Here is a 25,719-nt window from a genome sequence, read left to right on the forward strand (position 1 = left end):
ATTGTGCTGGTCTCAACAGTCGTCAAGGAACGAGTTCGGGGGTACGTGGTTGATCCAGATTGTTCCGGATCATGCGACACCCTCACGAGTGACCGCCGCTCATGTTTCGCTTTTTCGCTAACATTTATAAGCTGCGATTGCTGACAGGTGAGCGCGGCAGCTATCATTATGGTGGAAACCTTTTATCATTTTGCCAAGCGGATGCCGGTCTTTTTTTCAAAAGTTTCGGCAGATTGACCGTGTAGTTGTCATTTTGAACAATTTGTTCCCACGAAATTTAACAAATCCACGGCTTGATCGTTCAAAGCATCAATGGAAATCTCCCTGCACTTATAAAAGCGTGAAGTAGGGAGGGGATCGCTGAAATGCCTGTAATGCCCAAATTGTGTGCCGATACCATAGTTTATAACGGCACGATCTGGTGTGGATATGAAGAGGGCACAGTCGAAGCCCTAGCGATCTGGCAAGGCAAGGTGCTTGCTACGGGCACCAAGGATCAAATCTGGTCTTTGAAGGGCGATAATACGCGTTTGATCGATCTGAAAGGGCGCTTTGCCACACCCGGGCTGAATGACGCTCACCTGCATCTCATTTCGATTGGGTTGACACTCAAGTGGATTGATGCGACGCCGCAGGCGGCCCCGACATTGCAAAGCCTGCTTGACGCCATTCGGGAACAGGCTGCTTCCGCACCTCCCGGGGCATGGATCAGAGCACGCGGCTATGACCAGACCAAGCTCGATGTCGGTCGCCATCCGCATAAGTCGGAGCTTGATGCTGTTGCTCCAAACAATCCTGTCATGGTGGTACGCGCATGTGGCCACGTTTCGATCTTCAATTCGAAGGCATTTGAACTGGCGGGTATCGACGAAAATTCCCCGGTACCGGATGGCGGCTTGATCGAGCAGAAGAATGGTACTTTGACGGGGATGGTTGCAGAAAATGCGCAAGGCGCTGTCCGCAAAGCGATCCCCAAGGCAACGACGGAAGAGATGATCGAGGCCATTGAGGCCGCAGGCAATCTTCTCCTTTCCTATGGCATCACCAGCGTTATGGACGCCGCTGTCGGTCAGGTCGCGGGCTTCGATGAAATCCGTGCCTATAACCTCGCCAAACTCGACAAGCGCTTGCCGGTGCGCACCTGGCTCGTACTGCTCGGCGATCCGGGACCTTCCATTGTCGAAGAATGCTACAAAGCAGGCCTTGTTTCCGGTGTCGGCGATGACATGCTGACAGTCGGTGCCGTCAAGATTTTCCTTGATGGATCGGCGGGCGGACGCACTGCATGGATGAGCAAGCCGTATCTCGGCGACGACGATAATATAGGTGTCCAGATATTGCCGGATGCAGAACTGGAAGCGCTGGTGCTCGATGCCCACAAAAAGGGTTATCAGTTGGCTTGCCACGCTATCGGCGATGCAGCGATTGGACAACTTATTACAGCCTATGAAAAGGCACTCGCAGCGCATCCCGATCCAGATCGCCGCCATCGTATCGAACATTGCGGATTCTCTACGCCGGAACAGCATGAGCGGATGAAGAAAGCCGGGATTTATCCTTGTCCGCAACAGGTCTTCATATACGATTTTGGTGACGCCTATATTTCTGTTCTTGGCGAGGAACGCGCTCTTTCAAGCTATCCGCTGAAAACTTGGAAGGATCTGGGCTTTAAGCCTGCGACTGGCAGTGATTCACCGGTCTGCCATCCGAACCCCTATCCAAACATCTATTCGATGCTTACGCGCGAAACGGGTAAGGGAACGGTGATGGATACCCGCGAATGCGTGACCATCGAAGAGGCCCTGCAGGTTTATACGGAGTTCGGTGCTTTCTCTCAGAAGCTGGAGAATGTGAAGGGCAAGCTTGTACCTGGGCAGGTTGCTGATATTGCGGTCTTTTCACGCAATATGCTCACCGCGAAGCCGGAAGAGATTCTCAACGACACGCATTGTGTTCTTACCATGCGTGACGGTGAGGTCGTATTCGAACGGTCGTGAGTTAAATGCTCCCGGTTTCCGGGGGCAATAAAAAGAATTGAAGCGTAAACGCTTCGGGGCGATTTCGGGCAGCGAGGTTTCGACAGAGCTGCCCGAAGAACGGTTCATCTGAATCGCAAGAATGACATTTATGAAGGGGAACAACATGAGAAAATTTGCATTGCTGGCAGCGCTGTCCGCAGTCCTGCTGGCCGGAACGGCGGCTTACGCGGCGGACGAACCACGTTCGGGAGGCGTCATCAATTTTGTCGCGCCCTACGGCGACAGCTTCTCGACGCTCGATATTCAAGCATCGCCTGCCACACAAGACGAGTTCTACGCCAAGGCGATTCACCGTACGCTCTATGATTGGGATGCTGATCTCAACAAACCGGTACTCGGTCTTGCAACCGATGTGACTGTGTCCGACGACAGGCTCGTCTATACCTACAAGCTTCGTCAGGACGCATTTTTCCACAATGGCAAGCCTTTGACGGCAGACGACATTATCTGGAGCTACACCCGGATCATGGATCCGAAAAAGGCATTCCCACCGGCACGTTACATCGCCGAAATCAAAGGGGCGGAGGAATATACGCAGGGCAAGGCCAAGGAAATTTCCGGCCTGAAGAAGATCGATGACCATACGCTCGAAATCACGCTGAAACAGCCAATTGATCCGGGCTTCCAGTTCATGCGCAACAACACTGCCATTTACCCGGCAGGTGAGGGTGATAGCGAAGAGTTTCAGCGCCACCCGATTGGTCTCGGACCCTACAAGTTTGCCGAATATGTTCCCGGCTCGCGCCTGACGGTTGAGAAGTGGGACAAGTATTACGAAAAGGGCAAGCCTTACGCTGACAAGATCAACATCATGATCATGGGTGATGCGGCCGCGCGCGACGTTGCGTTCCGCAACAAGGAGATCGACGTAGCCGTGCTCGGGCCGGCGCAGTATACGGCCTATCTGGCCGATCCTGAACTTGCGAAGAATATGGTCGAGGTAGCCGAGGTCTATACGCGCGCCGTCGGCTTTAATCCGGATTTCAAGCCGTTCCAGGACAAGCGCGTTCGTCAGGCAATCAACTACGCCATCGATAGCGATCTCATCATCAAGCGTCTCGTCAAGGACAAGGCCTATCGTGCTGTTGGTTGGCTGCCAAACTCATCGCCAGCCTTCGACAAGGATGCGAAGCCTTATCCGTATGACCCTGAAAAAGCAAAAGCTTTGCTTGCTGAAGCTGGGTATCCCGACGGCTTCGAATTCGAATTGACAGCAACGCAAAACGAGAGTTGGGGCCTGACCATCGTTCAAGCGATCATTCCGATGCTCGCCAAGGTCGGTATCAAGGTGAAGGCAAAGCCGGTTGAAGCGTCAGTGCTTGCGGATGTAGTTCCGGCTGGCAATTTCCAGGCCTATATGTGGTCGCTCGAAAGCGGTCCGGATGCACTGACGGCGATGCAGTGCTTCTATTCCACGACCCCACAATCTGCGTGCAACTACCAGAAGTTCTCGAACGCAGAATTCGACAAGATTGTCGATGAGGCAAAGGTGGCGAAAACCGAAGGAGAGAAGAACGAGCTTCTGAAGAAGGCCAACAACCTGTTGCAGGAAGAAGCGCCGGTCTGGTTCTTCAACTACAATAAGGCTGTCATGGCACATCAGCCATGGTTGCATGGCCTGCAGCCAAACTCGGCGGAGCTCGCCGTTCAGTCCTATGAAAAGCTGTGGGTTGATGACACGGTTCCGTCCGGTCGCTAATTCTGGCTGATCTGGATCGGCCCGCTCGTTATCGGGCGGGCCACTGATCCCCTTTGCTCCAGCGTAGTTTACGCTGATCCGAAAGGAGGACCGTGTGCTCTATTTTATTTTTCGGCGCGTCTTGCAGATGATACCGACGGTCGTCGCTGTATCACTGCTGATCTTCATCATTTTCAGTGTTGTTCCGGGCAGCATCGCTTCTGGCCTAATTGCCAATGGTAAGGGCATGAACGACCCGAAGATGGTCGAAAAGATCACTCAGGAATTTGGCCTCGACAAGCCTGTCCATGTGCGTTTCGGCAATTATCTGGTTCAACTGGCACAGTTTGATCTTGGTACGTCCTATCGATCAAGACAGCCGGTTGTCTCGCTTATTCAGGAGCGCATGTGGCCAACATTGAAGCTCGCTTTTGCGGCTATGGGGTTTGCGATCCTGATAGGCGTACCGCTTGGGTTTCTCGCGGCACTTAAACCCGGAAGCCTTCTCGACAGTGTGACGATGATAGGCGCAGTCTCGGGCCTCTCGCTACCACAGTTCTGGCTGGGCCTGCTGGCCATGTATCTCTTCGCACTGACACTCGGATGGCTGCCGAGTTTCGGCTATGGCGATGGAGGCATCAGAAACGTCATTTTGCCTGCGCTGACGTTGGGTGTTGCGCCATTGGCGTTGCTGGCAAGAACAACGCGTGCAGCCGTGCTTGAAGTGATGGGCGCTGATTTCATTCGTACCGCCCGCTCTAAAGGCATGAGCAGCTTTCGCCTGGTGAAATGGCATGTCATGCGCAATGCGCTGGTGCTGATTATCACGACAATCGGCTTGCAATTCGGATCGATGATGGGGCAGGCCGTGGTGGTGGAGAAGCTATTCTCATGGCCGGGCCTTGGCTCCTTGCTGATCGATAGCGTTTCGCTGCGCGACATTCCCGTGGTGCAGGGGGCAATTCTCGTAATCGTGTTGTGGTTTTTGGTCATCAATACGATCGTTGACATTCTCTACGCGGTTATCGACCCGCGCATAAGCCACGAGTAAGCCCATGAAGCTCCGTTTCAATCTCGTATTCGGCGGGTTCGTGTGTATCGTCATCGTTGCAGCAGCCGTCTTTGCGCCGTTGCTGGCGCACTATAATCCGGTTCTCGACGCTGATTTGATGAATGCTGAATTGCCGCCTGACGCACAGTTCTGGTTTGGCACTGATGCCCAGGGTCGTGATGTTTATTCGCGCATCCTTTATGGTGCGCAAGTGTCTTTGACCGTTGGTGTCGTCTCGCAATGCATCAACACGGTTATTGGTCTGTGTTTTGGCATTTCTGCCGGTTATTTCGGCGGTTGGTGGGATGATTTCGTCAATGGTCTCACTAATCTCATGCTGGCAATTCCGTCGCTGATCTTCGCGCTGGCAATTATGGCGGTCCTCGGCCCCGGTTTGCCAAGCCTTCTGCTCGCGCTTGGCCTGACGAATTGGTCCTGGACTTGCCGCATTGCGCGCAGTTCGACCCTTTCACTAAAGAAGCAGGGCTATATTCAGGCTGCCAAGATGCTTGGCTATAGCGATGCCCGCATCATGATCACGCAGATCGTGCCAAACATGATCGGACCGATCCTCGTTATCGGCACTCTTGGAATGGGCGACGCAATTCTCGCAGAAGCAGCACTTTCCTATCTTGGTCTTGGGATCAGTCCACCGGATCCAAGCTGGGGCAACATGCTCACTGATGCGCGTGAGTTGATCGTGAACGCGCCTTGGGCTGCCGTATTTCCCGGTTTGGCCATCTTCTTCACGGTGCTTGGACTCAATCTGTTCGGGGACGGTCTTCGCGACTGGCTCGACCCGCATATGAGGACACGCAAGGTATGAGCGAACAAGCACTTCTTGAGGTAGAGAACCTCCGGATCGATATTGTTTCTGGTTCGAGCAAACATAACGTGGTCGAAGACGTATCGTTCACTATCGGAGCCGGCGAGACATTCGGACTGGTTGGAGAGTCTGGCTGCGGAAAGAGCATCACTGCACTATCGATGATCGGATTGCTGCGCAAACCACTGTCGATAACGGATGGCGTGATACGCTTCAAAGGGCAGGATTTGCGGTCAATGTCGTCGCGTGAAATGCGCAAGCTGCGTGGCAATCGCATAGCGATGATCTTTCAGGAGCCGATGACTGCTCTCAATCCGTTGTCGCCAGTAGGGCGGCAGATCGCGGAAATGTTCGTGCTGCACCAAGGTGCTACTTGGCACGAGGCGGAGCGCAAAGCGATCGAAGCGCTCGCCAGTGTTCAAGTTCCTGCGCCAGAGCAACGTGTGAAGAACTATCCACATCAGATGTCTGGCGGTATGCGCCAGCGTGTAATGATCGCTATCGCACTCGCGTGTGATCCAGATTTGCTGATCGCTGACGAACCCACGACCGCGCTTGATGTGACTGTTCAGGCGGAAATTCTTCGTCTGATGCAAGAGCTTTGCACGGCACGAGGAACTTCTGTCCTGATGATTAGTCATGATCTTGGTGTCATCGCGAAAATGTGTCGTCGCGTGGGGGTCATGTATGCTGGGCATCTAGTCGAGCAGCGCATAACAGCAGGCCTGTTCCACCACCCGGCTCATCCTTATGCGCATGGTCTTCTGGCCTCTCTACCGCAGCTCGGCTCACGACAAAAAGCAGGTCAGTTGCGGCTGCAGGAAATCGAAGGCGTGGTACCCTCCATTTCCGCTTTTCCAAAGGGCTGCAGGTTCGAGCCGCGTTGTACGCGCGCGACTGATATTTGCCGTGCGCAAAAACCGGGCTGGACGCCACTTGAAGATGCCGGTGTGGTGAGGTGTTTCCATCATGAATGACATGCATTCAGCCAAACTAGCAGAACCATTGGTCCGCATCGACGATGTCTGCGTTTACTTCCCGGTGAGCGGCGGCATTTTCAGTCGCTCAAAGCAATTGCTGCGTGCCGTCAACAATCTCAGCCTGACCCTCAACAAAGGCGAGTGTCTTTCGATTGTTGGAGAGTCCGGTTGCGGTAAATCTACGCTTGCACTCTCCCTCGTCGGCTTGCAAAAGCCGACGAGCGGGCAAATCTATTTTGAAGGACGACCGATCACCGGAAAGGACGAACCGTCGCGGCTGGAACGAGCAAAGATGGCGCAGATGGTCTTTCAAGATCCGTTCGCTTCACTCAATCCGCGCCAGACAGTCTATACGTCCCTGGCGGCGCCCTTGCGACTTCACGGTGTGACCTCGCGCAGCGAAGTCGATGGGCGCGTCGAGGAAATTCTGCGTCTTGTCGGTTTGAAGCCCGAGCAGGCAAAGCGTTTTCCGCACGAGTTTTCGGGTGGGCAACGCCAGCGCATCGGCATAGCACGCGCGCTGCTGCTCAATCCGAAAGTTATCGTGCTTGATGAGCCTGTTTCGGCGCTCGATGTTTCGATCCGGGCTCAGATCATCAATCTGCTGCTGGAACTGAAAGAACGGCTCGGTCTCTCTTATATCATGATCAGCCATGATCTGAGTGTCGTAGAGCATATGAGCGACCGTGTGGCGGTTATGTATTTCGGGCAGATTGTTGAGAGCGGACCGTGGGATCGGATATTCTCGAACCCGACGCATCCCTATACACGGAGACTGATTTCGGCCATTCCCGATCCGATGACGGAATTGACGGGCGGTCGGCTGCTCGACGATACAAGCCCACCGCAAGCACCGGAAGGTTATGCATTCTACCCCGAAAGCTTTGGCACGCACGATGTTCATGAAGTGCCGCCACGGACACAATTCATCGATATAGGCGGGGACCATCGCATTCGCGTTATCGAGAAAGCTTGAGTATCAAGTAAAAAACTAAAAAGCGCCGCTAACCGGCGCTTTTTATTGTCGTAGTATAAAGATCAACCGCTGATCAGCTTTACTTCCATGAAGTCTTCCAGCCCCCATTTGCCGCCCTCGCGGCCATTGCCTGATTGCTTGTAGCCGCCAAACGGACTTCCCGGTGCACGCGATGTGCCGTTGATCTGCACCATGCCAGCGCGCAATTTGTGAGCCACGCGTTTTGCGCGTTCCGGACTACCGGTCTGGATATAGGCTGCAAGCCCGTATGGAGTGTCGTTGGCAATGGCGACGGCTTCTTCTTCGGTATCAAACGGGATCATTGCAAGCACCGGTCCGAAGATTTCTTCGCGAGCAATCGTCATGTCATTGTTTACATCGGCAAAGACGGTTGGCTTGACGAAATCACCTTCGGTGAACCCGTCGGGACGTCCCGTACCACCCGCAACAAGCCGTGCACCTTCATCAATGCCCTTCTGGATCAGGTGTTGAACTTTCTCGAACTGGATTGAGGAGGAAAGCGGGCCGATGTGATCGCCTTCCTTTGCCGGGTCGCCGACCTTCGTGCCTTCTGTTATCTTTTTCGCGAGGTCTACTGCCTTGTCGTAAACTGAGCGCTCCACGAGCATGCGCGTCGGCGCATTACAGGACTGTCCGGTATTCTCGAAGCAATGCGCAAGGCTGCGTGCCATAGTCTTTTCAAGATCGGCGTCGGCGAAAACGATGTTCGGCGATTTGCCACCAAGCTCCAGCGAAACGCGCTTTACCGTTGCTGCTGCTGCTCGCGAAACTGCCGTTCCGGCGCGGGTCGAGCCGGTGAAGGACATCATGTCGACATCTGGGTGTTGCGACAAGGCTTCGCCAACAACGGTGCCTTCACCATTGACGAGATTGAAAACGCCTTTCGGGAAACCTGCCTGATCCACAAATTCGGCAAAGAGCATGGCCGACATCGGCGCAATCTCGGACGGCTTCAGGACGACGGTGCAGCCGACCGCAAGTGCTGGAATAACTTTCAGCGCGATCTGGTTCATCGGCCAGTTCCACGGCGTAATGAGGCCGCAAACACCGATTGGTTCGCGCACGACCGTCTGGTTCGGGTGTTTCGGAGAAAGGATCTCTTCGAACTCGAAGTTTTCAAAGGCCGCAATGAAAGCCTTGGTATGCGAGAGGCCTGCCGCTGCCTGCGATTCCCGCGCAAGTGTAATCGGTGCACCCATTTCGAGTGAAATTGCCTTGGCCATTTCCTCCAGACGGGTTTCGTAAATTTCCACTAACCGTCGGATGTAACCGATGCGTTCTTCCGCCGGGGTTTCGCTCCAGGACAGAAAAGCCTTGCGTGCGGCTGCGACCGCCAGGTCGATGTCTTTTGCGGAACCGGCAGAGATGACGGCATAAGGCTTTTCGTTGGCGGGGTTGATGACCTCAATGGTCTTGGCTTCTATCGGAGCGCGCCACGCTCCATCGATATAGAAGTCTGTTTTCTGGTCGAGGTTTTTCTGAAGCATCGTGCTGTCCTCCGTCGCGCTGAATGTTCGAGTTCAGCATAAGCCAACCCGATTTGCTTTCGACACTAATGCCGGGACATGGCAGCGTCAAAACAGAAGGGTGCATGGAAACATCAATTTTTCTTATTCATTATCGTAGGCTTCAACATCAAAACCCAGGGCAACCAGTCCTTCTTCCAGATAATCTCCGAGAAGCGGTGTGCCTATGAGATATTTGGCTTCACGGCCATTGTCGCGATCAGCCGCGGTTGCAAGAGCTTCATCCCATTCTTCTGCACTAAAATCGCCGCGTCCAACCCACATCAAAGCGAGCAGTTCCTGCCGCTCATCTATGTTTAGGGACCGGATAGCCGCAAAAAGTTCCTTGCGGGTGGGATTTGCCAGTGAGGCGTCGAGAATATCAACTTCATTGTCATCGCTGGCATTTGACCCGGATTCTTCATCGGTTGCGGGAACCTGAACGTCATACTCCCGGGCTTTGGCGATTATAAACTCCAGATTGTCGATATTGTTGACCAGCTCGACCACGCTTGCCTCCGTTACCTAGAGCATTTCCAGCAAAAGTGCGAAGTGGTTTTGCGTAGGATAATGCGTAAAAACAAAGAGATAGAGAATTTCCAGCAGTTCAATTTAAACTGGAAATTCTCTGGGTTGTTTGGCAAACAACGCTTTCGCAAAGCCTTGGTTCCGGCTGCCTCAGGGAGCTGGATCAGCTTCGCGCAGCCTGTAGCCGACGCCTGTTTCGGTTAGGATATAATGCGGCTGATCCGGGGATTTTTCAATCTTCTGTCTCAGCTGGCGGACATAGATGCGAAGATATTGCACATCAGCCGCCGGCCCCCAGACCTGGCTGAGAATGAAATGGTGCGTCAGCACTTTTCCGGCATGCTGCACGAGAAGACGGAGAATATCGTATTCCTTCGGCGACAGTTTAATTTCTTCACCATTGAGTTTCACAATACGGCGCACAAGATCGACGGTTAGGCCGTCACTCTGGAAAAGTGGCTTTTCTCCCTGCTGTTGCAACCTGTGCCGCAACGCGACACGCAAACGCGCGGCAAGTTCCTTCATACCGAAAGGTTTCGGGACATAATCATCGGCTCCTTCTTCAAGTGCACGAACAATCCCCGCTTCGTCGGTTCGGCTTGAGAGGACGAGAATAGGCAAGGTCACGCCGGTTTCTCTCCAGCGTTGAAGCAGCGCATGCCCATCAGTGTCAGGAAGGCCCAGATCAAGTACCACGATATCGGGCTTTTCCGTCGTAATGCGCTCGTCGGCTTCGCCACCATTCACGGCCTCGACGACGGTGTAGCCTTCCGTCGTCAGTCCGACCCGCAACAGTTTGCGGATGGCTGGTTCATCGTCGACAACAAGAATTTTCAGTTTCGGATCGTTCATGAGTTCCTGTCAATTTCATCAGCTGGGACGGGCAAAGCGATTGTAAAGACGGCACCGGTGCCTCCATGCCGATTTCCGGCCCGAATAGAGCCCCCCATTGCTTCGATGAAACCGCGAGCGATTGAAAGCCCCAATCCGGTACCGGCCTGCACGTGATCACCTTTACGCACACGATAGAACGTATCGAACACGCGCTCCAGATCACCGGGTGGAATACCTGGACCCCGATCACTGATTTCCAGTGTTATACGAGACGGAGCAGCATGAGCCTTAATTGTAATCGGTGTGTTTTCGGGGGCATATTTCGCTGCATTGTCGAACAAATTGAACAAGACCTGCTCGAACAGAACGGCATCAAGCTGAACCATAGGCAAATCAGCTGGAACGGCAATGTTGACCTGATGATGAACCAGAATCTTGGCTGCACGATTGAGCGCTGCTCCGACAAGATCACCAACGTAGTGAAGCGACAGATTGGGCTTCATCGCTCCCGCTTCAATCCGCGTCATATCGAGGAGGTTTGCGATGAAGCGGTTCAAGCGCTCTGATTGGTCTACCACGGTTGCAACGAGATCGGAACGGTCTGTATCTGGCAATGAGCCGGAATAGTCGCGCAAGGTCGTGGCTGCGCCCAGAATTGCCGCCAGCGGGGTCTTCAGATCGTGTGAGATTGAGGTGAGCAGGGCCGAACGCAATTTGTCAGCTTCGGCGGCGAGTTTTGCTCGCTCCACATCACCGACAAGCTGAACGCGTTCGATGGCAATTGCGGCCTGATCGGCCAAAGCCTCGAAGAGACGCTGTTGTTCAGGCGTGAGGATAGGTCCCATGCGATCATTGTCGAGGCCGATGACGCCAACTGATGTTCTGGCGGTTTTGAGAGGCAGATAGAGTCGTTTGGCACCCGGCAAAGTATTGGCACCACGCCCAGCGGGAAGGTCGTGTTCCCAGGTCCAGTGTGCTGCAGCGATATCGGCGTCATCCAGAGTGTCATCAGGCGGATAACCACCTCTGACCGTTATACTGTTTCCTTCAGGGAGAAGGATCACGACCCGCACCTTGAGCATTGATGCGATCTGGAATGCGGTGGCCCATAACACATCATCGAGCGAGCCAGTCCCTGCCAGCTTTTTGCTGAAGAGATATAGATCTTCCGTCATGCGTGCACGTTGCCGTGCCGCTGCAGCCTGCCGCTGGACCCGGCTTGCCAGATTGCTGGCAATGAAACTCACGAACAGGAAGAAAACCAGCGCCACAACACTTTCAGGATCGGCGATGGAAAGCGTGTAGAGGGGAGAAAGAAAGAAGAAATTATAGGCGAAAGCGCTAAGTACGGATGCGAAAAGCGCTGGCCACAGACCAAGGGTGACCGCAACACCAAGAACGCCGACAACGAACACCAGTGCTATGCTGCGCACATCCAGAAACTGGTCGAGCAGCAAGCCGGTGACAAGCGCTATTCCTGTCATCACCATACCGATCAGATAGGGCGTGATGTCGGGCGTTGCCTTCTGATTGGCGGTCTTTACCTTACGAGGGGCCTCCCCGTTTTCATAGTCGACACCTGCCGTTATGTGAATATCGATGGCGCCGGAGAGCCGCACCAGTTCTCGTGCGATGGAGCCGTCAATCATCTCACGCCAGCGCGATTTTATCGATTTTCCGGCGACGATCTGGGTAAAGTTGTGTGTTGAAGCGTAGCGAACAATGTCTTCGGCGACGGATTGACCGGGAATGATGATGGTTTCCCCGCCGAGCTGTTCGGCAAGCCTCAATGCCGTTGCAAGCCTGTCCTTTGCTTCTTCAGTAAGCCCCGCAGACCGTGCCGTTTCTATATGGATGGCCGCCCAAGGTGCGCGAAGACGATCCGCAAGCCGACGCGCATAGCGAACCAGCGATATACTACGGGGGCGTTCATCGACCGCAACCAATATGCGGTCGCCTGCGGCCCATGGCCCTTCAATGGCATGGGCGCGCATGTGACTGAGCAGTTGCTCATCGACACGCTGGGCGGTGCGGCGCAGCGCCAATTCACGCAACGCGGTCAGATTCCCGGGAGAAAAGTAATTGCGGATCGCTCGTTTCGCGGTCTTTGGTAGGTAAATCTTGCCTTCATTAAGACGTTTGATGAGATCATTCGGCGTGAGATCGATAAGCTCAATGTCGTCGGCACGGTCAATGATGCTGTCGGGTACTGTTTCACGCACACGGATACGCGTGATCTGTGCCACAACATCATTTAGGCTTTCGACATGCTGGATGTTGAGCGTCGTATAGACATCAATCCCGCGCGCCAGAATTTCCTCGACATCCTGATAACGTTTGGGGTGTCTGCTGCCCGGTGCATTCGTGTGTGCCAGTTCATCCACAAGAACCAGTTGTGGTTTGCGGGCCAGCACCGCATCGATATCCATTTCATCCAAGAGATGCCCGCGATAGGCCACTTGCGCACGCGGAATAATCTCAAGCCCTTCCGTCAACGCTTCGGTTTCCACTCGACCATGTGTTTCCACAACGCCGATGACGACATCTATGCCATCAGCTCTACGCGCGCGACCGGACATCAGCATTTCATAGGTTTTACCAACACCGGGTGCGGCACCGAGAAATATCTTCAGGCGGCCACGCGTTTCGCGTTCCGCCTGTTCAAGCAGAGCATCGGGAGAAGGTCTGTTCTCGCCGAAGCGAAGCGGGTCCGATGTCAAATAAAACTCCTGAAAGGAAGGGCGGCAAATCATGCCGCCGCCAGTTATTCTACTTGGTGCTGGTCCTGTCCAGAACAAGGTTCAGCTTCAGAACATTGACCACCGGTTCCCCAAGAAATCCGAGCTCACGAGCTTCAACTTGTTGCTCAACAATCTCTCGCAGTGCGGCTTCATCGATCCCGCGCGCCTTTGCGACACGCGGCACCTGATAGAAAGCTGCTTCCGGTGAAATATGCGGATCGAGACCGCTTGCGGATGTTGTCACAAGGTCAATCGGTGGTGGTGCTGAACCTTCATCTTGTGACAGGGCGGTGACGTCAGCTTTAATTCGTTCAATGAGTTTTGGATTGGTTGGGCCGAGATTGGACCCGCCAGAACTCGCGGCGTCATAACCGTTTTGCCCTGCCGCAGATGGGCGACCGTGAAAATAGCGGTCACCGGTAAAACCCTGTCCGATTAACTCGGAACCAATGATTGTACCGTCCTTTTCGATCAGGCTGCCAGTGGCATTAGTGGGGAAGATTGCCTGGGCGATACCGGTCATGCCGAGCGGGTAGAGCAACCCGGTTATGACAGTGAGCGAAACGATCATGACAAGTGCTGGACGAAGTTGTTTCAGCATTTTTGTTAATCCTTATGCGAGGCCAAGGGCGGTAATGGCCATATCGATGGCCTTGATGCCGATGAATGGCACGATGACGCCGCCTAGGCCGTAGATCAGAAGATTGCGCGAGAGGAGCGCACCTGCACCGACCGGCTTGTAGGTCACACCTTTCAGCGAAAGCGGGATCAGAGCCACAATAATCAGGGCATTGAAGATGATGGCCGACAGGATGGCGCTCTGCGGCGTGGAGAGCCCCATGATATTGAGCGCGCCAAGCTGAGGATAGAAAGCCAGAAACATAGCCGGAATGATCGCAAAATATTTTGCAATGTCATTGGCGATGGAGAAGGTCGTCAACGCTCCCCGTGTCATCAGCAATTGCTTGCCGATTTCAACGATTTCAATGAGCTTGGTGGGATCGCTATCAAGATCGACCATATTGCCTGCTTCTCGCGCGGCAACCGTGCCGGTATTCATGGCCACGCCGACATCCGCCTGAGCAAGGGCAGGGGCGTCGTTTGTACCGTCTCCGCACATTGCAACAAGTTTCCCCTTCGCCTGTTCCTCTCGGATAAGCGACAGCTTGTTTTCTGGCGTTGCCTGCGCAAGAAAGTCATCCACACCTGCTTCGGCAGCGATGGCTGCTGCGGTCATAGGGTTGTCGCCGGTAATCATGACAGTGCGGATACCCATCCGGCGCAATTCGGCAAAGCGCTCGCGGATGCCGCCTTTGACGATGTCCTTCAGGTGCACGACACCGAGAAGGTGGCCATCTTTAGCGACGGCAAGCGGTGTGCCGCCAGCCTTGGCGATTGTGTCAGCGATAGACTGTAGTTCCGACAGTGTTCTTTCATCGGCGTGGCTATTCTGGCCCACATAGGCAAGCACAGCATCCACAGCGCCTTTGCGAATGACGGAACCCTCAATATCGACGCCGCTCATGCGGCTTTGCGCGGTGAATGGTACAAAATGCGCGTGAAGACCTTGCATGTCACGCCCACGTAAACCGTATTTTTCCTTGGCCAGCACGACGATGGAACGACCTTCGGGCGTTTCGTCGGCAAGCGAGGCCAGTTGCGCTGCATCGGCAAGCTCTTGCTCGGTTACGCCATTGACTGGCACAAAAGCGGTCGCCTGACGATTGCCAAGAGTGATCGTGCCGGTCTTGTCAAGCAGAAGCGTGTCCACATCACCCGCTGCCTCGACCGCACGACCGGACATGGCAAGCACGTTGAAGCGTACGAGGCGGTCCATGCCTGCGATGCCAATGGCAGAAAGCAAGGCGCCGATTGTCGTCGGGATCAGGGTGACGAAGAGCGCAACCAGCACCGTGACGGGGATATAACCGCCTGCATAAGTCGCAAAGCTAGGGATCGTAACAACGGCGAGCACGAATATCAGCGTCATGCCTGCAAGCAGAATGTTGAGTGCGATCTCGTTGGGTGTCTTCTGGCGTTCGGCACCTTCCACCAGACTAATCATCTTGTCGATGAAGGTGGAACCCTGTGCGGCGGTGATGCGCACCTTGATCCAGTCGGACAGAACTTGTGTTCCGCCTGTAACGGCAGAGCGGTCGCCGCCAGATTCACGGATGACAGGCGCAGATTCGCCGGTAATGGCGGCTTCATTGACGGATGCGACACCTTCAATGACTTCACCGTCTGAAGGGATGATGTCATTGGCTTCCACTAGAACGATATCGCCAACTTTCAAGCTCGTTCCCGGCACACTTTTCCAGTTTGGTCCCTCGGGACTGTCTAGAAGTTTAGCTTGTGTTTCCGTTCGTGTCCGGCGCAGCGAGTCTGCTTGTGCCTTGCCTCGGCCTTCTGCGACGGCTTCGGCAAAATTCGCAAACAGAACTGTGAACCACAGCCACAAGACGATCTGGAATGAAAAGCCGACATCGGGATTGCCGGTAGCGACGTCCTTCAGCAGCAGCAAAGTTGTAAGCGCTGAAACGACGGCAACCACGAACATCACCGGATTGCGCGCAAGGCTCCTGGGGTTGAGCTTACGAAAGGCATCGCCGATGGCGGGTAAAAGGATGCGGGCATCAAGAATGCTCGCGGATTTGGACTGGCTCATAACAGAGGCTCCAGTAAAATTACGTTTCCGTTCGGAAAGCTCAGATCAATCCGGCAAGCTGAACCGCGAGAAGGAGTGCGGTCGTTGCCAGAAGGATCGAGAGAATGCAGCTTGAGGGTTTGAGCATCAAAACATCTGCCCCTTGATCATTGCGAGGTGTTCGGCAATGGGGCCGAGCGCCAGCGCCGGGAAGAATATCAGGCCTCCAACCACAAGAATGACACCGATCAGCAAGCCCACGAAAAGCGGCCCTGTCGTCGGGAAGGTGCCTGCAGATTGCGGTGCAGCTTTCTTGCCGACAAGCGAACCGGCGATCGCCATGGCAGGCAGGATCACGAGAAACCGGCCCATCAGCATGGCAAGCCCGATGGTGATGTTATACCACGGCGTATTGCCGGAGAGGCCGCCGAAGGCCGAACCATTATTCGCTGTGCCGGAGGTATAGGCATAGAGAATTTCCGAGAAACCATGTGGTCCGGGATTGGCGATCGATGCCAGCCCTGTTGGAATAACGGACGCTATGGCGGTAAAACCCAGAATTGATAACGGAAGGCAGAGAACGGCGAGCATCGCCATTTTCACTTCCTTGGCTTCGATCTTCTTGCCCAGATATTCAGGCGTGCGTCCAACCATCAGCCCGGCAACGAAAATGGCAACGACAACAAACAGGACGATACCGTAGAAGCCTGCACCTACGCCGCCGATGATGATCTCGCCCAGCATCATGTTGATCATGGGGATCATTCCGCCCAGTGCCATCATGCTGTCATGCATGGCGATCACGGCACCGCATGATGCCGCGGTGGTAACGACGGCGAAGAGCGCGGACATTGCGATGCCGAAACGTGTCTCCTTGCCTTCCATGTTGCCACCATCAACACCGAGTGCATGGATGAGGGGATTACCAGCAGCTTCTGCCCAGTAGCAGATTGCAACGCCTGCGACGAACAATATGCCCATCGCAGCAAAGATTGCCCAACCCTGACGTTCGTTGCCGACCATTCGCCCGAAGACGTTGGTAAGCGAAGCGCCGATTGCGAAGATCGCAACCATCTGGATCATGTTGGAGATGGCATCCGGGTTTTCAAAAGGATGCGCGGAATTGGCATTGAAGAAACCGCCGCCATTGGTGCCGAGCATCTTGATGGCGAGCTGCGAGGCAACCGGCCCAAGCGCGATCACCTGTCTAGCGCCTTCCAGCGTCGTTGCTTCGGCATAAGCACCAATTGTTTGCGGCACACCGAGGCTGACGAAAGCCAACGTGAGGATAATGCACAAGGGCAAAAGGAGGTAGAGTGTGCATCGTGTAAGATCGACCCAGAAATTTCCGAGCGTCTTCATGGATTTGCGCGAGAATGCACGAATGAGTGCAATGGCGATGGCAACGCCAGTAGCAGCCGAGACGAAGTTCTGTACCGTCAGTCCTGCCATTTGCGTCAGGTAGGACATGGTGCTTTCGCCACCATAGTTCTGCCAGTTGGTGTTGGTAACAAAACTGGCGGTGGTGTTGAAGGCCAGGTCCGCCGGGACGTCGCTCATACCCATCGGGTTGAAGGGCAGAGAGCCCTGAAACCGTTGCAGCATGTAAAGCAGCAAAAAGCCGGCCAGATTGAACAATAGCAGGGAAGCAGCATAGGTTGTCCAGTGCTGTTCTTCTCGTTCGGTTGTGCCTGCGAGGCGGTAAAGCCCCCGCTCGACCGGAACGAGTACAGGTGAAAGGAGCGTCCGTTCACCGCCGAAAACGCGCGTCATGTAGCCGCCGAGCGGTTTGACGAGCAAAATGATGATCCCGCAAAAAACGAGGATCTGAATCCATCCATTGATTGTCATGGTCTTTTCCGAGGCCTGAAAGGCTGCCGGTTACGCGGGCTTGGCCGGAGATCGGCCTAGAACCGCTCCGGTCGTATGAGCGCGTAAAGGAGATAAGCGGCTATAAAGGCTGCAACCAAGGCGCCAGCGACATATTCGATCATCATGGCGACGCCTCAAAGCCTTTCGCAGATGCGCAGATAGCCGAACAGCAGCGCGAAGAAGCCGATGCCGATTGCAAGGACGGCGAAATCCATAGTCATGCCTGAATTGCCCGAAAGGGCTCCCTGTTTCTTACAGGGACATTATGTTGCCGCATTGCATAGGGTTTCGAGAGCGAGCGCTGCTTCAAAAAATAAAAAACTCATATATGGAATGCGGTCGATAAAGGCCGATGTTGCCGTCTTGTCTTTCACTAGAGCGATGTTGCCGCGGCAGCTGCACGACCGGCCGTTCGTCCGGAAAAGATGCAGCCGCCGAGGAATGTGCCTTCAAGTGCATTGTACCCATGATAGCCGCCACCGCCGAAGCCTGCAGCTTCGCCTGCAGCGTATAGACCGGGCACCTTTTCTCCTGCCGCATTGAGAACTTGGGCGTCCATATCGGTATGTAAACCGCCAAGTGTCTTGCGTGTCAGAATATGAAGTTTGACGGCAATAAGCGGACCGTTGGAGGGTTCCAGCAGAGAATGCAGCGGCACGGCGCGCGTGAGACGGTCACCGATATAGGCTCGGGCATTATGGACCGCCATCACCTGAGCATCCTTGGAGTAGCGGTTGACGATCTCGCGATCTCGCGCTTCGATTTGATCACGGATATGGTCAGGCTTCAGAAGCTTCTCTCCCGTCAAACCGTTCATTTTTGCAATGAGCTCATCCAGTGTTCCAGCTGTGATGAAATCTGCTCCGTTATCGAGAAAGGCTTGGACCGGCGGCGGTGGCGCTTTACCGAGGCGACTTTTAAGCAAAAGCTTCCAGTTTTTGCCCGTGAGGTCCGGATTTTGTTCCGATCCGGACAGAGAGAACTCTTTGCGGATGATTTTTTCGGTCAGGATGAACCACGAATAGTCGTAGCCGGTCGAAAGAATATGTTTGAGCGTGCCAAGAGTGTCGAAGCCAGGAAGATAGGGAGCGGGAAGACGATTGCCCTTAGCGTCGAACCAAATGGAAGAAGGCCCCGGCAGAATGCGAATGCCATGGTTCGGCCAGATCGGGTTCCAGTTTCGCACGCCTTCCGTATAGTGCCACATGCGATCAGCATTGATGACATGCCCGCCCGCAGCCACGGCAATATCTATGCCGCGTCCATCAACATGAGCTGGTACTCCCAATACCATTTCTTTCGGGGGAATGCCGAGCCTGTCGCGCGGCCATGCCCTTCGAACCTTGTCGGGGTCACCGCCTATGCCGCCAGATGTGACGATTACACAGTCAGCAAAATAGGCAAATTCGCCAATGGTGTCGCGTGACGAAGATTGCCCGCGCTCGACAGTCGATGGCACCAGCACCTCTCCATAGACACCACTGACGCGCCCGCCGGTAGTGGCGATACTATTGACTCTATGACGGCATTTTAGGGTTATGAGCCCTTTGCTGATTGCTGCACGGAGCGATCGTTCAAATGGTGCTACGACAGCAGGTCCTGTTCCCCAGGTTACATGAAAGCGTGGCACTGAATTGCCGTGACCATCGGCTTTTGCTCCGCCACGCTCCGCCCAGCCAACAACAGGAAACCAGCGCATGCCGAGACCATGCAGCCATGAGCGCATTTCTCCTGCGGCAAACTCCAGATAGGATTCGGCCCAGCGTTTCGGCCAACGATCTTCCGGCCGGTCAAATTGTGCCGATCCGAACCAGTCCTGCCGCGCGAGGTCGATATTGTCCTTGATGCCAAGGCGACGCTGTTCCGGGCTGTCGACCATAAATAATCCGCCGAGTGACCAGAACGCTTGTCCACCAATGGAATTGTCACCTTCCTGTTCGAGAAGAATGACTTTGCGACCCGCAAGAGCCAACTCATGAGCGGCAACAAGCCCAGCTAATCCGGCACCGATGATGATTGCATCCGCATTCTCCATCCCCGCTTCCTCTCTCCCAAAAGGCGCTCGATGAGCGCATCGTGACTGAAGGGATGATGTGTTGCAAGCGGTCGTCGGGTGTATTCAACCGAAGAAATAAGGCACGATCCAGTCGGCAATCAGCTTGATGGAAAGTCCAAACAAGGTCAGCTGCACGAGCAGGAAAAACGGACCGTCGGGCATTATCCGGGTTAGTTTGGCACCGACGAAGGTGCCGATGACTGCGGCAGGGACCAACCAAAGGCCGAGCGAGGTATCGAGATTGGAGAACTGCTGCAACTGCCAGTAGGGAACGAGTTTTGCGGCGTTGACGATGGCAAAAAGAATAGTCGAGGTGCCGGCGAAGACGAGTTTTGGAAGATGCTGCGGCAGCACGTACATCTGGAACGGTGGCGCCCCGGAATGAGAGACAAAGCTGGTCAGACCTGTGAGAACGCCCCAAAAGACGCCGCCAGGAACATCCGCCTTTCGCGCGCTTTTGCGGTAACGCGCCCCGAACCAAGCATTGAAGCAGAAAAGGATGCCGACCAAGCCGACCAGCATTCCGATGAAGGTAGGAGAAAGATGTGCGCTGAACATCCAACCAACGCCAACGCCGAGAATTGCTGCTGGGGTCAGGATTGCAAGATTGCGTGCCGAGAAGTGATGGCGATAAAGATATAGGCCAAACATGTCGCTGATGACATAGATCGGAAGCAAAAGTGCGGCGGCGGTGACCGGCGATATGACCAGCGCCATCAAAGGAACCGCGAGCGTACCGACGGACGGCAACCCACCTTTCGAAAGCCCAACAAGAAATGCCGCAATGACTGCGATTGTGAGAAAAAGAGGCGTGTGTTCGAGCATGTGATAGGGCAGCTTTGCGGTGGGGGGAGAAAACATCTCCGGCGTTGGGCCAGAGATGTTGTGATTGGATGTCAGGCGTGGGCCCATTCCCAGTAAAGCGCCCGCGCCCGCTTCGTCAGTGGTCCATATTCAAGTTTGCGATCATCAAAACCGACAATTGGCACAACTTTGCTCATATTGCCTGTCGAGAAGATTTCATCCGCTTCGCGGAAATCTTCGATCTTCAAAGTGGTTTCATGGACGGTGACGCCTGCTGTGCGCAAAAGCCCGATTACGCGCTGGCGAGTAATGCCGTTGAGGAATGTACCATTGGGCGCTGGTGTGAAAACCTCGCCACCACGTACCATGAAGACGTTTGAGGTTGCTGTCTCCGCAACGTTGCCAAGCACGTCGGTCACCAGCGCATTGTGAAAGCCTTTTGCCTTTGCCTCGCGCAGCATGCGCGCGTTGTTCGGATAAAGGCAGGCGGCCTTGGCATTGACCGGCATGACTTCCAGATATGGCCGACGGAACGATGTCGTGGTGACCGTGAAACCCTTCGGCTCGACCATGGGGATCGCTTCAAGGCAGAGTGCAAAATCCGTTGACGATGCGAGCGGAGCGACTGCGCTGGCGTCACCTTCTTCTGCCCAGTACATGGGGCGGATATAAACGTCTGTTCCAGGCGTGAACTTTTTCAGGCCCTCACGCGCAAGCGTCTCGATGTCATTGGCGGAAAGTGTCGGTTCTAATCCCAAAACACGAGCTGAATCATTGGCGCGGGCAGAATGGCGGTCAAGGTCTGGTGTTACGCCTTCAAAGAGGCGTGCACCATCAAATACCAGCGAACCAAGCCAGGTCGCTTGTGAGGCTGCACCGAGAATGCGAACATCGCCTTCACGCCATTCGCCCTTGTAATAGGTCCACATCGCGCGTTTATCGGTCATTTCCCTAGTCCTTTGACAATATATTTCTCGTGCTTCTGCCCGCGTCAGAGCGCTGTCAAACACAAATCGTTATCGGAAAAATGCTCAAAGCGTCTTGATATGGTTGAATCAGGTTAACGTCCTAAGCACTTCTGTTTGAAGCGTTATTTCATCAACCGTGGACAGGCTACCTATATCGTAGGAGCAGGCAACGCCGGAGACAAGCGCGAACTTGTCACTGTTCGCTTTCAAGATTGTTCGGCCTTGTCTTCAACAAGCGCGGGAGTTGGTTCCGATGTGACGACAGCCGGAGGCCCCTCGACACCGCGTTGCCTTTCGCGGATAAAGGTGAAGAGACCGGAAATGGTAATGAGAACGATGCCGATCAGCATGGGCATATCTATGTGATCGTGGAAAACAAAATATCCGAAAAGGATCGCCCATATCATCTGGCTATACTGTGGGGACGCAATTGCACTTGCTGGCGCACGTTGGGCTGCAAGCATCAGCAGGATATTGGCTAGCGCGGCGAGAAGGCCATAGCCTGCGAGATAAACCCATTGCTCGGTATTTGGTGGCTCGTAGGACGGGACCATCAAAAACCCGCAGATGATGATCGGGCCGACAAGTCCGCTTGTATAAAGCGATATGCGCTTTTCATGTTTACCCATGACGCGGAAGATGATGATGCTCATCGCACCGCCCATGCCAGCCGCCAGTGCGCCTAGGTGGCCGATCGAGAGCTCCCTGAACCCGGGACGGAGCACAATCAGAACGCCGATAAAGCCGATCAGAACCGCTGACCATCGCCGCCAGCCAACCTGTTCCTTCAAGAATACTACTGAAAGTATAGTCACGTAGGCTGGAAGAAGGAAAATGAGCGCGAAGGCTTCCGCCATAGAGAGATGTGTGAATGCCGTAACGCTTCCTATTGTTCCCATAGCCGCCGTTACGGTTCGCAATAGCCACATTTTGATATTGGTGGTGCGAAACATATCGCGCCAGACATCGTCAGCTTTCTTTGTAAATGGAATAGCCAGCAGACCAAGTACAGCGCCGAAGAATGCCACTTCGTAAGGTGACAGCGTGCCATCAAGAAACTTGACGCAGGCGTCGCTTACAGCGAATGCCGCATAGGACGCAAACGCGAGAAAAATACCGTAAAGCATGTCAATGTCCGAAAGAAACGGGGGGAGGAGTTCGTTCCTGCCGCTCCCTTAATCGATTAGAAGCTTATTGGCAAAAGGCTTTTCTGAAAATTCGCATTTAAGACTATAATTGGGCCATTGCTTGGAAAAGAAGTAAATTCGACCTTTTCAAGGTTTTGAGCTCAAGCAAAAACGCATGCCTCATTTGCAATCATATCCGTGGTGGAAATTTGGGCAAACGCCTATCTGATAATCATCCAAACGAGGAGAAAGCAAATGAACATTCGTCAGAAAGTACAGCAGTTCGTGTCCCGCCGCCGCGCTATCCGTGAGCTCGGTGCAATGGACGACCATCTTCTTGCCGATATCGGTGTTTCGCGTTCGCAGATTCACAGCGCCGTTTTCGGTAAGTAATAGCTTATGGCGTTTCTCTCGAAAGATCGCCCCATAAGTGAAAATCGAATAAAGTAACAAAGCGTCGGTCTCCAGTCCCGGCGCTTTTGTTTTATGCGTTGCCCCTTAAATAGTTTCTTGACCTGAAGGTCTGTGGTTCTGACTGCGCGATGCCGCTTTCCCAGTCGTTACAGCTTTAGTTTCTTGCCCGCTCATTATTCAGCTGTTTATCGCTAATGAGACATAATCCGTACCATTTTGGGACAGATCGCTGTTGTCGCCAACGCAATTTTCCGCCAGCTTGTATTTGCGGGGGCAGGCGATGAAGATACGGCGTTTCCGTTTTAAACTGCGGTTTGTTTGCTAAACTTCATCGCCTCATATTTCATAGCAATGTCTATTGCCGGTTGGTGTTGCGTTTATTGTTCTAAATTATTGCTAGTCAGTATTGCGTGGAATGCAGGAGTGCACGCAATCTAGCTCTTGCGCATCGGGCGGTGTCAGGCTTATCTGGCCGCCCGATGACGCAAAGGCAGATACAGTATGGATATTATCTGGCGCGGGATTTTGATTGGAATTGGCGCAACCGTCGTAATGGACTTGTGGGCGCTGATACTGGCCGCAATACCAGGGCAGAGGCGCCCGAATTGGGGGCTGGTCGGTCGCTGGTTCTGGCATCTCCGCCACGGGCAAATTTTCCACGATAATATTTCTGATGCCAAGCCCTATAAGCATGAAGTAGCACTTGGCTGGATTGGGCATTATGCGGTCGGTATTCTTTACGGTGTCATCTTTGCCATTTATGGTGGTGCGGAATGGTTTTCCGACCCGGTCTTTTTGCCGGTTTGGATTTTCGGTATACTGACAGTATCGGCAGGGTGGTTTTTGTTGCAACCCGGTTTGGGAATCGGTTGGGCGGCTTCAAAATTGCCGAATGCGGGTAATGTACGTTTGCTCAATCTTATTGCACATACTTTTTTTGCTCTTGGCATGTATGGCACGGCTTTGCTCTTACAAAGCCCATTTCAATCAGTTAGTTAGAAATAATCGCGCCCCTCTCGCAAATTGTCTTTTTTGAATCTGTTTCAAATATTTCCCGGCAAATGAGTGACTGGCGCGTGATGAAATCTCAGTCCACACTAAATCATGTCAACAAACTGGCATTCACGCGGCAGAACTGTGCTTTTGTCCGTGATGGGTGTATGGGGAACTTGTCCGACTGCAAATCTGCAGCGGCAACTAACATTATGGCAATCGCATAGGTTGCCTCAGCTCGGCTCTTTACGAAGCGCAACAAGTTGCGCGTCGTGAATTAACGCGAACTGAGGCGCCAATTGACGGGCGCTTGCCTTGGAGGGACGATGCTCGAAAAGCTGTTCAAATTACAGGAACACGGCACTACGGCGAGAACGGAAATCATTGCCGGCGTGACGACCTTCCTGACGATGTCTTACATCATCTTCGTAAACCCGGACATTCTGTCCACTACGGGTATGGATCGAAACGCTGTTTTCGTTGCCACCTGCCTTGCGGCAGCTCTCGGCTCGATCATTATGGCGCTCGTTGCGAACTGGCCTATCGGCATGGCGCCCGGCATGGGGCTCAATGCCTTCTTCGCCTTCACTGTGGTCGGGGCGATGGGCTTTTCCTGGCAGCAGGCGCTTGGTGCCGTTTTCATTTCCGGCATTATCTTCCTGATCTTGACGGTGACGGGTGTACGCCGCTGGTTGGTCGAAGGCATTCCGCATTCGCTACGTAGCGCAATTGCTGCGGGTATCGGCATGTTCCTGGCCCTGATCGGCCTCAAAAGCGCTGGGGTGGTTGTTGGCAACCAGGCAACTTTGGTCGGTCTGGGGGATCTGACGAAAGCTGGCCCGCTGCTGGCGATCGCCGGTTTCTTCATCATTGCAGTGTTGGATGCCCTGAAAGTTCGCGGTGCGATCCTCATCGGTATTCTTGTCGTCACCGTCGCATCGATTGCTCTCGGTATCAGCCAGTTCGGCGGCGTTTTCTCGGCTCCTCCGAGCTTGGCGCCAACGTTCCTTCAGCTTGATGTGATGGGCGCTCTGCATACCGGCATTCTGCACGTCATTCTGGTTTTCGTACTGGTTGAAGTTTTTGACGCCACTGGCACGCTGATTGGCGTGGCAAAGCGTGGTGGTCTGATCGAACCGGGTAAACCAAACCGTCTCGGACGCGCCCTTTTTGCCGATAGCACGGCAATCCTTGGTGGCTCGCTTCTCGGTACGTCTTCTACGACAGCTTATGTTGAAAGCGCGTCTGGCGTTCAGGCTGGCGGTCGCACGGGTCTGACGGCTCTGGTTGTTGCACTCCTTTTCCTTGCAGCCTTGTTCATTTCGCCGCTCGCCGGTTCGGTTCCGGCCTATGCTACGGCACCGGCTCTGATCTACGTCGCTTGCTTGATGATGCGTGAACTGACTGAGATCGAATGGCACGATGTAACGGAAGCCGCGCCTGCTGCACTGACGGCTTTGGCTATCCCGTTCACCTATTCGATCGCAAACGGTCTCGCCTTCGGTTTCATCAGCTACGTCGTGCTCAAGGCCTTCACCGGCAAGGCACGTGATGTGCATCTTGCGACCTGGTTGGTTGCTGCACTCTTCGTCATCCGCTTCGCATTCTTTGCGGAGTAACAATAGATGCGTCGGACCGAAACGGTCCGGCGCTTTTCTG

The 25,719-nt window shown here is 54.1% G+C and carries 21 protein-coding genes; 9 read left to right on the forward strand and 12 right to left on the reverse strand.

What is annotated here, in order from left to right:
• Window positions 1-374: 374 nt before the first annotated feature.
• The 6 genes from FG152_RS02170 to FG152_RS02195 all read left to right on the forward strand — a co-directional run bounded on the left by FG152_RS02170 (window position 375) and on the right by FG152_RS02195 (window position 7,550).
• Complete coding sequence (locus FG152_RS02170) at window positions 375-1,997, forward strand: amidohydrolase (RefSeq protein ID WP_010658974.1); 1,623 nt, start codon at window positions 375-377, stop codon at window positions 1,995-1,997.
• A gap of 145 nt (window positions 1,998-2,142) precedes the next feature.
• Window positions 2,143-3,738, forward strand: a complete 1,596-nt coding sequence (locus FG152_RS02175; protein ID WP_029375983.1) for an ABC transporter substrate-binding protein — start codon at window positions 2,143-2,145, stop codon at window positions 3,736-3,738.
• Between the two features lie 94 nt (window positions 3,739-3,832).
• On the forward strand, window positions 3,833-4,768 hold the full coding sequence (locus FG152_RS02180; RefSeq protein WP_010658972.1) for an ABC transporter permease: 936 nt from the start codon (window positions 3,833-3,835) through the stop codon (window positions 4,766-4,768).
• Between the two features lie 4 nt (window positions 4,769-4,772).
• A complete protein-coding gene (locus FG152_RS02185) occupies window positions 4,773-5,594 on the forward strand; it encodes an ABC transporter permease (protein ID WP_010658971.1) in 822 nt (273 codons plus the stop codon).
• Window positions 5,591-6,571: an ABC transporter ATP-binding protein gene (locus tag FG152_RS02190; RefSeq protein ID WP_010658970.1), complete on the forward strand. Its 981-nt coding sequence runs from the start codon at window positions 5,591-5,593 to the stop codon at window positions 6,569-6,571. Before FG152_RS02185 ends, FG152_RS02190 begins: the two co-directional genes overlap by 4 nt.
• Window positions 6,564-7,550 (forward strand): ABC transporter ATP-binding protein, encoded by a 987-nt coding sequence (locus FG152_RS02195; RefSeq protein ID WP_010658969.1) that lies wholly within the window; start codon window positions 6,564-6,566, stop codon window positions 7,548-7,550. Before FG152_RS02190 ends, FG152_RS02195 begins: the two co-directional genes overlap by 8 nt.
• Window positions 7,551-7,612: 62 nt before the next feature.
• Here the strand turns inward: FG152_RS02195 and FG152_RS02200 are convergent, their stop codons facing one another.
• From FG152_RS02200 to FG152_RS02255, 12 genes are all read right to left on the reverse strand, one after another.
• Complete coding sequence (locus FG152_RS02200; protein WP_010658968.1) at window positions 7,613-9,058, reverse strand: aldehyde dehydrogenase family protein; 1,446 nt, start codon at window positions 9,056-9,058, stop codon at window positions 7,613-7,615.
• Between the two features lie 123 nt (window positions 9,059-9,181).
• On the reverse strand, window positions 9,182-9,586 hold the full coding sequence (locus FG152_RS02205; RefSeq protein ID WP_010658967.1) for a DUF3775 domain-containing protein: 405 nt from the start codon (window positions 9,584-9,586) through the stop codon (window positions 9,182-9,184).
• Between the two features lie 168 nt (window positions 9,587-9,754).
• On the reverse strand, window positions 9,755-10,456 hold the full coding sequence (locus tag FG152_RS02210) for a response regulator transcription factor (protein ID WP_010658966.1): 702 nt from the start codon (window positions 10,454-10,456) through the stop codon (window positions 9,755-9,757).
• Window positions 10,453-13,158 carry a DUF4118 domain-containing protein gene (locus FG152_RS02215; protein WP_498985152.1) on the reverse strand — a complete coding sequence of 902 codons (2,706 nt, stop codon included), beginning with the start codon at window positions 13,156-13,158 and terminating at the stop codon, window positions 10,453-10,455. Before FG152_RS02215 ends, FG152_RS02210 begins: the two co-directional genes overlap by 4 nt.
• Window positions 13,159-13,207: 49 nt before the next feature.
• Entirely contained in the window at window positions 13,208-13,780 is a 573-nt protein-coding gene (gene kdpC / locus FG152_RS02220) for a potassium-transporting ATPase subunit KdpC (RefSeq protein WP_010658964.1), read from the reverse strand.
• A gap of 12 nt (window positions 13,781-13,792) precedes the next feature.
• On the reverse strand, window positions 13,793-15,847 hold the full coding sequence (gene kdpB / locus FG152_RS02225; protein ID WP_010658963.1) for a potassium-transporting ATPase subunit KdpB: 2,055 nt from the start codon (window positions 15,845-15,847) through the stop codon (window positions 13,793-13,795).
• 126 nt (window positions 15,848-15,973) lie between these two features.
• On the reverse strand, window positions 15,974-17,677 hold the full coding sequence (gene kdpA, locus FG152_RS02230; RefSeq protein ID WP_010658962.1) for a potassium-transporting ATPase subunit KdpA: 1,704 nt from the start codon (window positions 17,675-17,677) through the stop codon (window positions 15,974-15,976).
• A gap of 56 nt (window positions 17,678-17,733) precedes the next feature.
• Window positions 17,734-17,823 (reverse strand): K(+)-transporting ATPase subunit F, encoded by a 90-nt coding sequence (kdpF, locus tag FG152_RS02235; protein ID WP_036578495.1) that lies wholly within the window; start codon window positions 17,821-17,823, stop codon window positions 17,734-17,736.
• A 248-nt stretch (window positions 17,824-18,071) separates the two neighbouring features.
• Window positions 18,072-19,733 (reverse strand): FAD-binding dehydrogenase, encoded by a 1,662-nt coding sequence (locus tag FG152_RS02240; RefSeq protein WP_010658961.1) that lies wholly within the window; start codon window positions 19,731-19,733, stop codon window positions 18,072-18,074.
• An 84-nt stretch (window positions 19,734-19,817) separates the two neighbouring features.
• Entirely contained in the window at window positions 19,818-20,579 is a 762-nt protein-coding gene (locus FG152_RS02245) for a sulfite exporter TauE/SafE family protein (protein ID WP_010658960.1), read from the reverse strand.
• A 71-nt stretch (window positions 20,580-20,650) separates the two neighbouring features.
• Window positions 20,651-21,505, reverse strand: coding sequence for a branched-chain amino acid aminotransferase (locus FG152_RS02250; protein WP_029375981.1), 855 nt, complete (start codon window positions 21,503-21,505; stop codon window positions 20,651-20,653).
• A gap of 227 nt (window positions 21,506-21,732) precedes the next feature.
• Window positions 21,733-22,653: a DMT family transporter gene (locus FG152_RS02255; protein WP_010658958.1), complete on the reverse strand. Its 921-nt coding sequence runs from the start codon at window positions 22,651-22,653 to the stop codon at window positions 21,733-21,735.
• 255 nt (window positions 22,654-22,908) lie between these two features.
• Here FG152_RS02255 and FG152_RS02260 point away from each other — a divergent pair, with 255 nt between their 5' ends.
• The 3 genes from FG152_RS02260 to FG152_RS02270 all read left to right on the forward strand — a co-directional run bounded on the left by FG152_RS02260 (window position 22,909) and on the right by FG152_RS02270 (window position 25,679).
• Complete coding sequence (locus FG152_RS02260) at window positions 22,909-23,046, forward strand: DUF1127 domain-containing protein (RefSeq protein WP_010658957.1); 138 nt, start codon at window positions 22,909-22,911, stop codon at window positions 23,044-23,046.
• Window positions 23,047-23,568: 522 nt separating this feature from the next.
• Entirely contained in the window at window positions 23,569-24,066 is a 498-nt protein-coding gene (locus FG152_RS02265; RefSeq protein ID WP_036578490.1) for a DUF2938 domain-containing protein, read from the forward strand.
• Window positions 24,067-24,386: 320 nt separating this feature from the next.
• Complete coding sequence (locus tag FG152_RS02270; protein ID WP_010658955.1) at window positions 24,387-25,679, forward strand: NCS2 family permease; 1,293 nt, start codon at window positions 24,387-24,389, stop codon at window positions 25,677-25,679.
• The last annotated feature ends 40 nt before the right edge of the window (window positions 25,680-25,719 follow it).

This window comes from Ochrobactrum sp. XJ1 (genome assembly GCF_024701725.1).
Lineage (GTDB): Bacteria > Pseudomonadota > Alphaproteobacteria > Rhizobiales > Rhizobiaceae > Brucella > Brucella anthropi.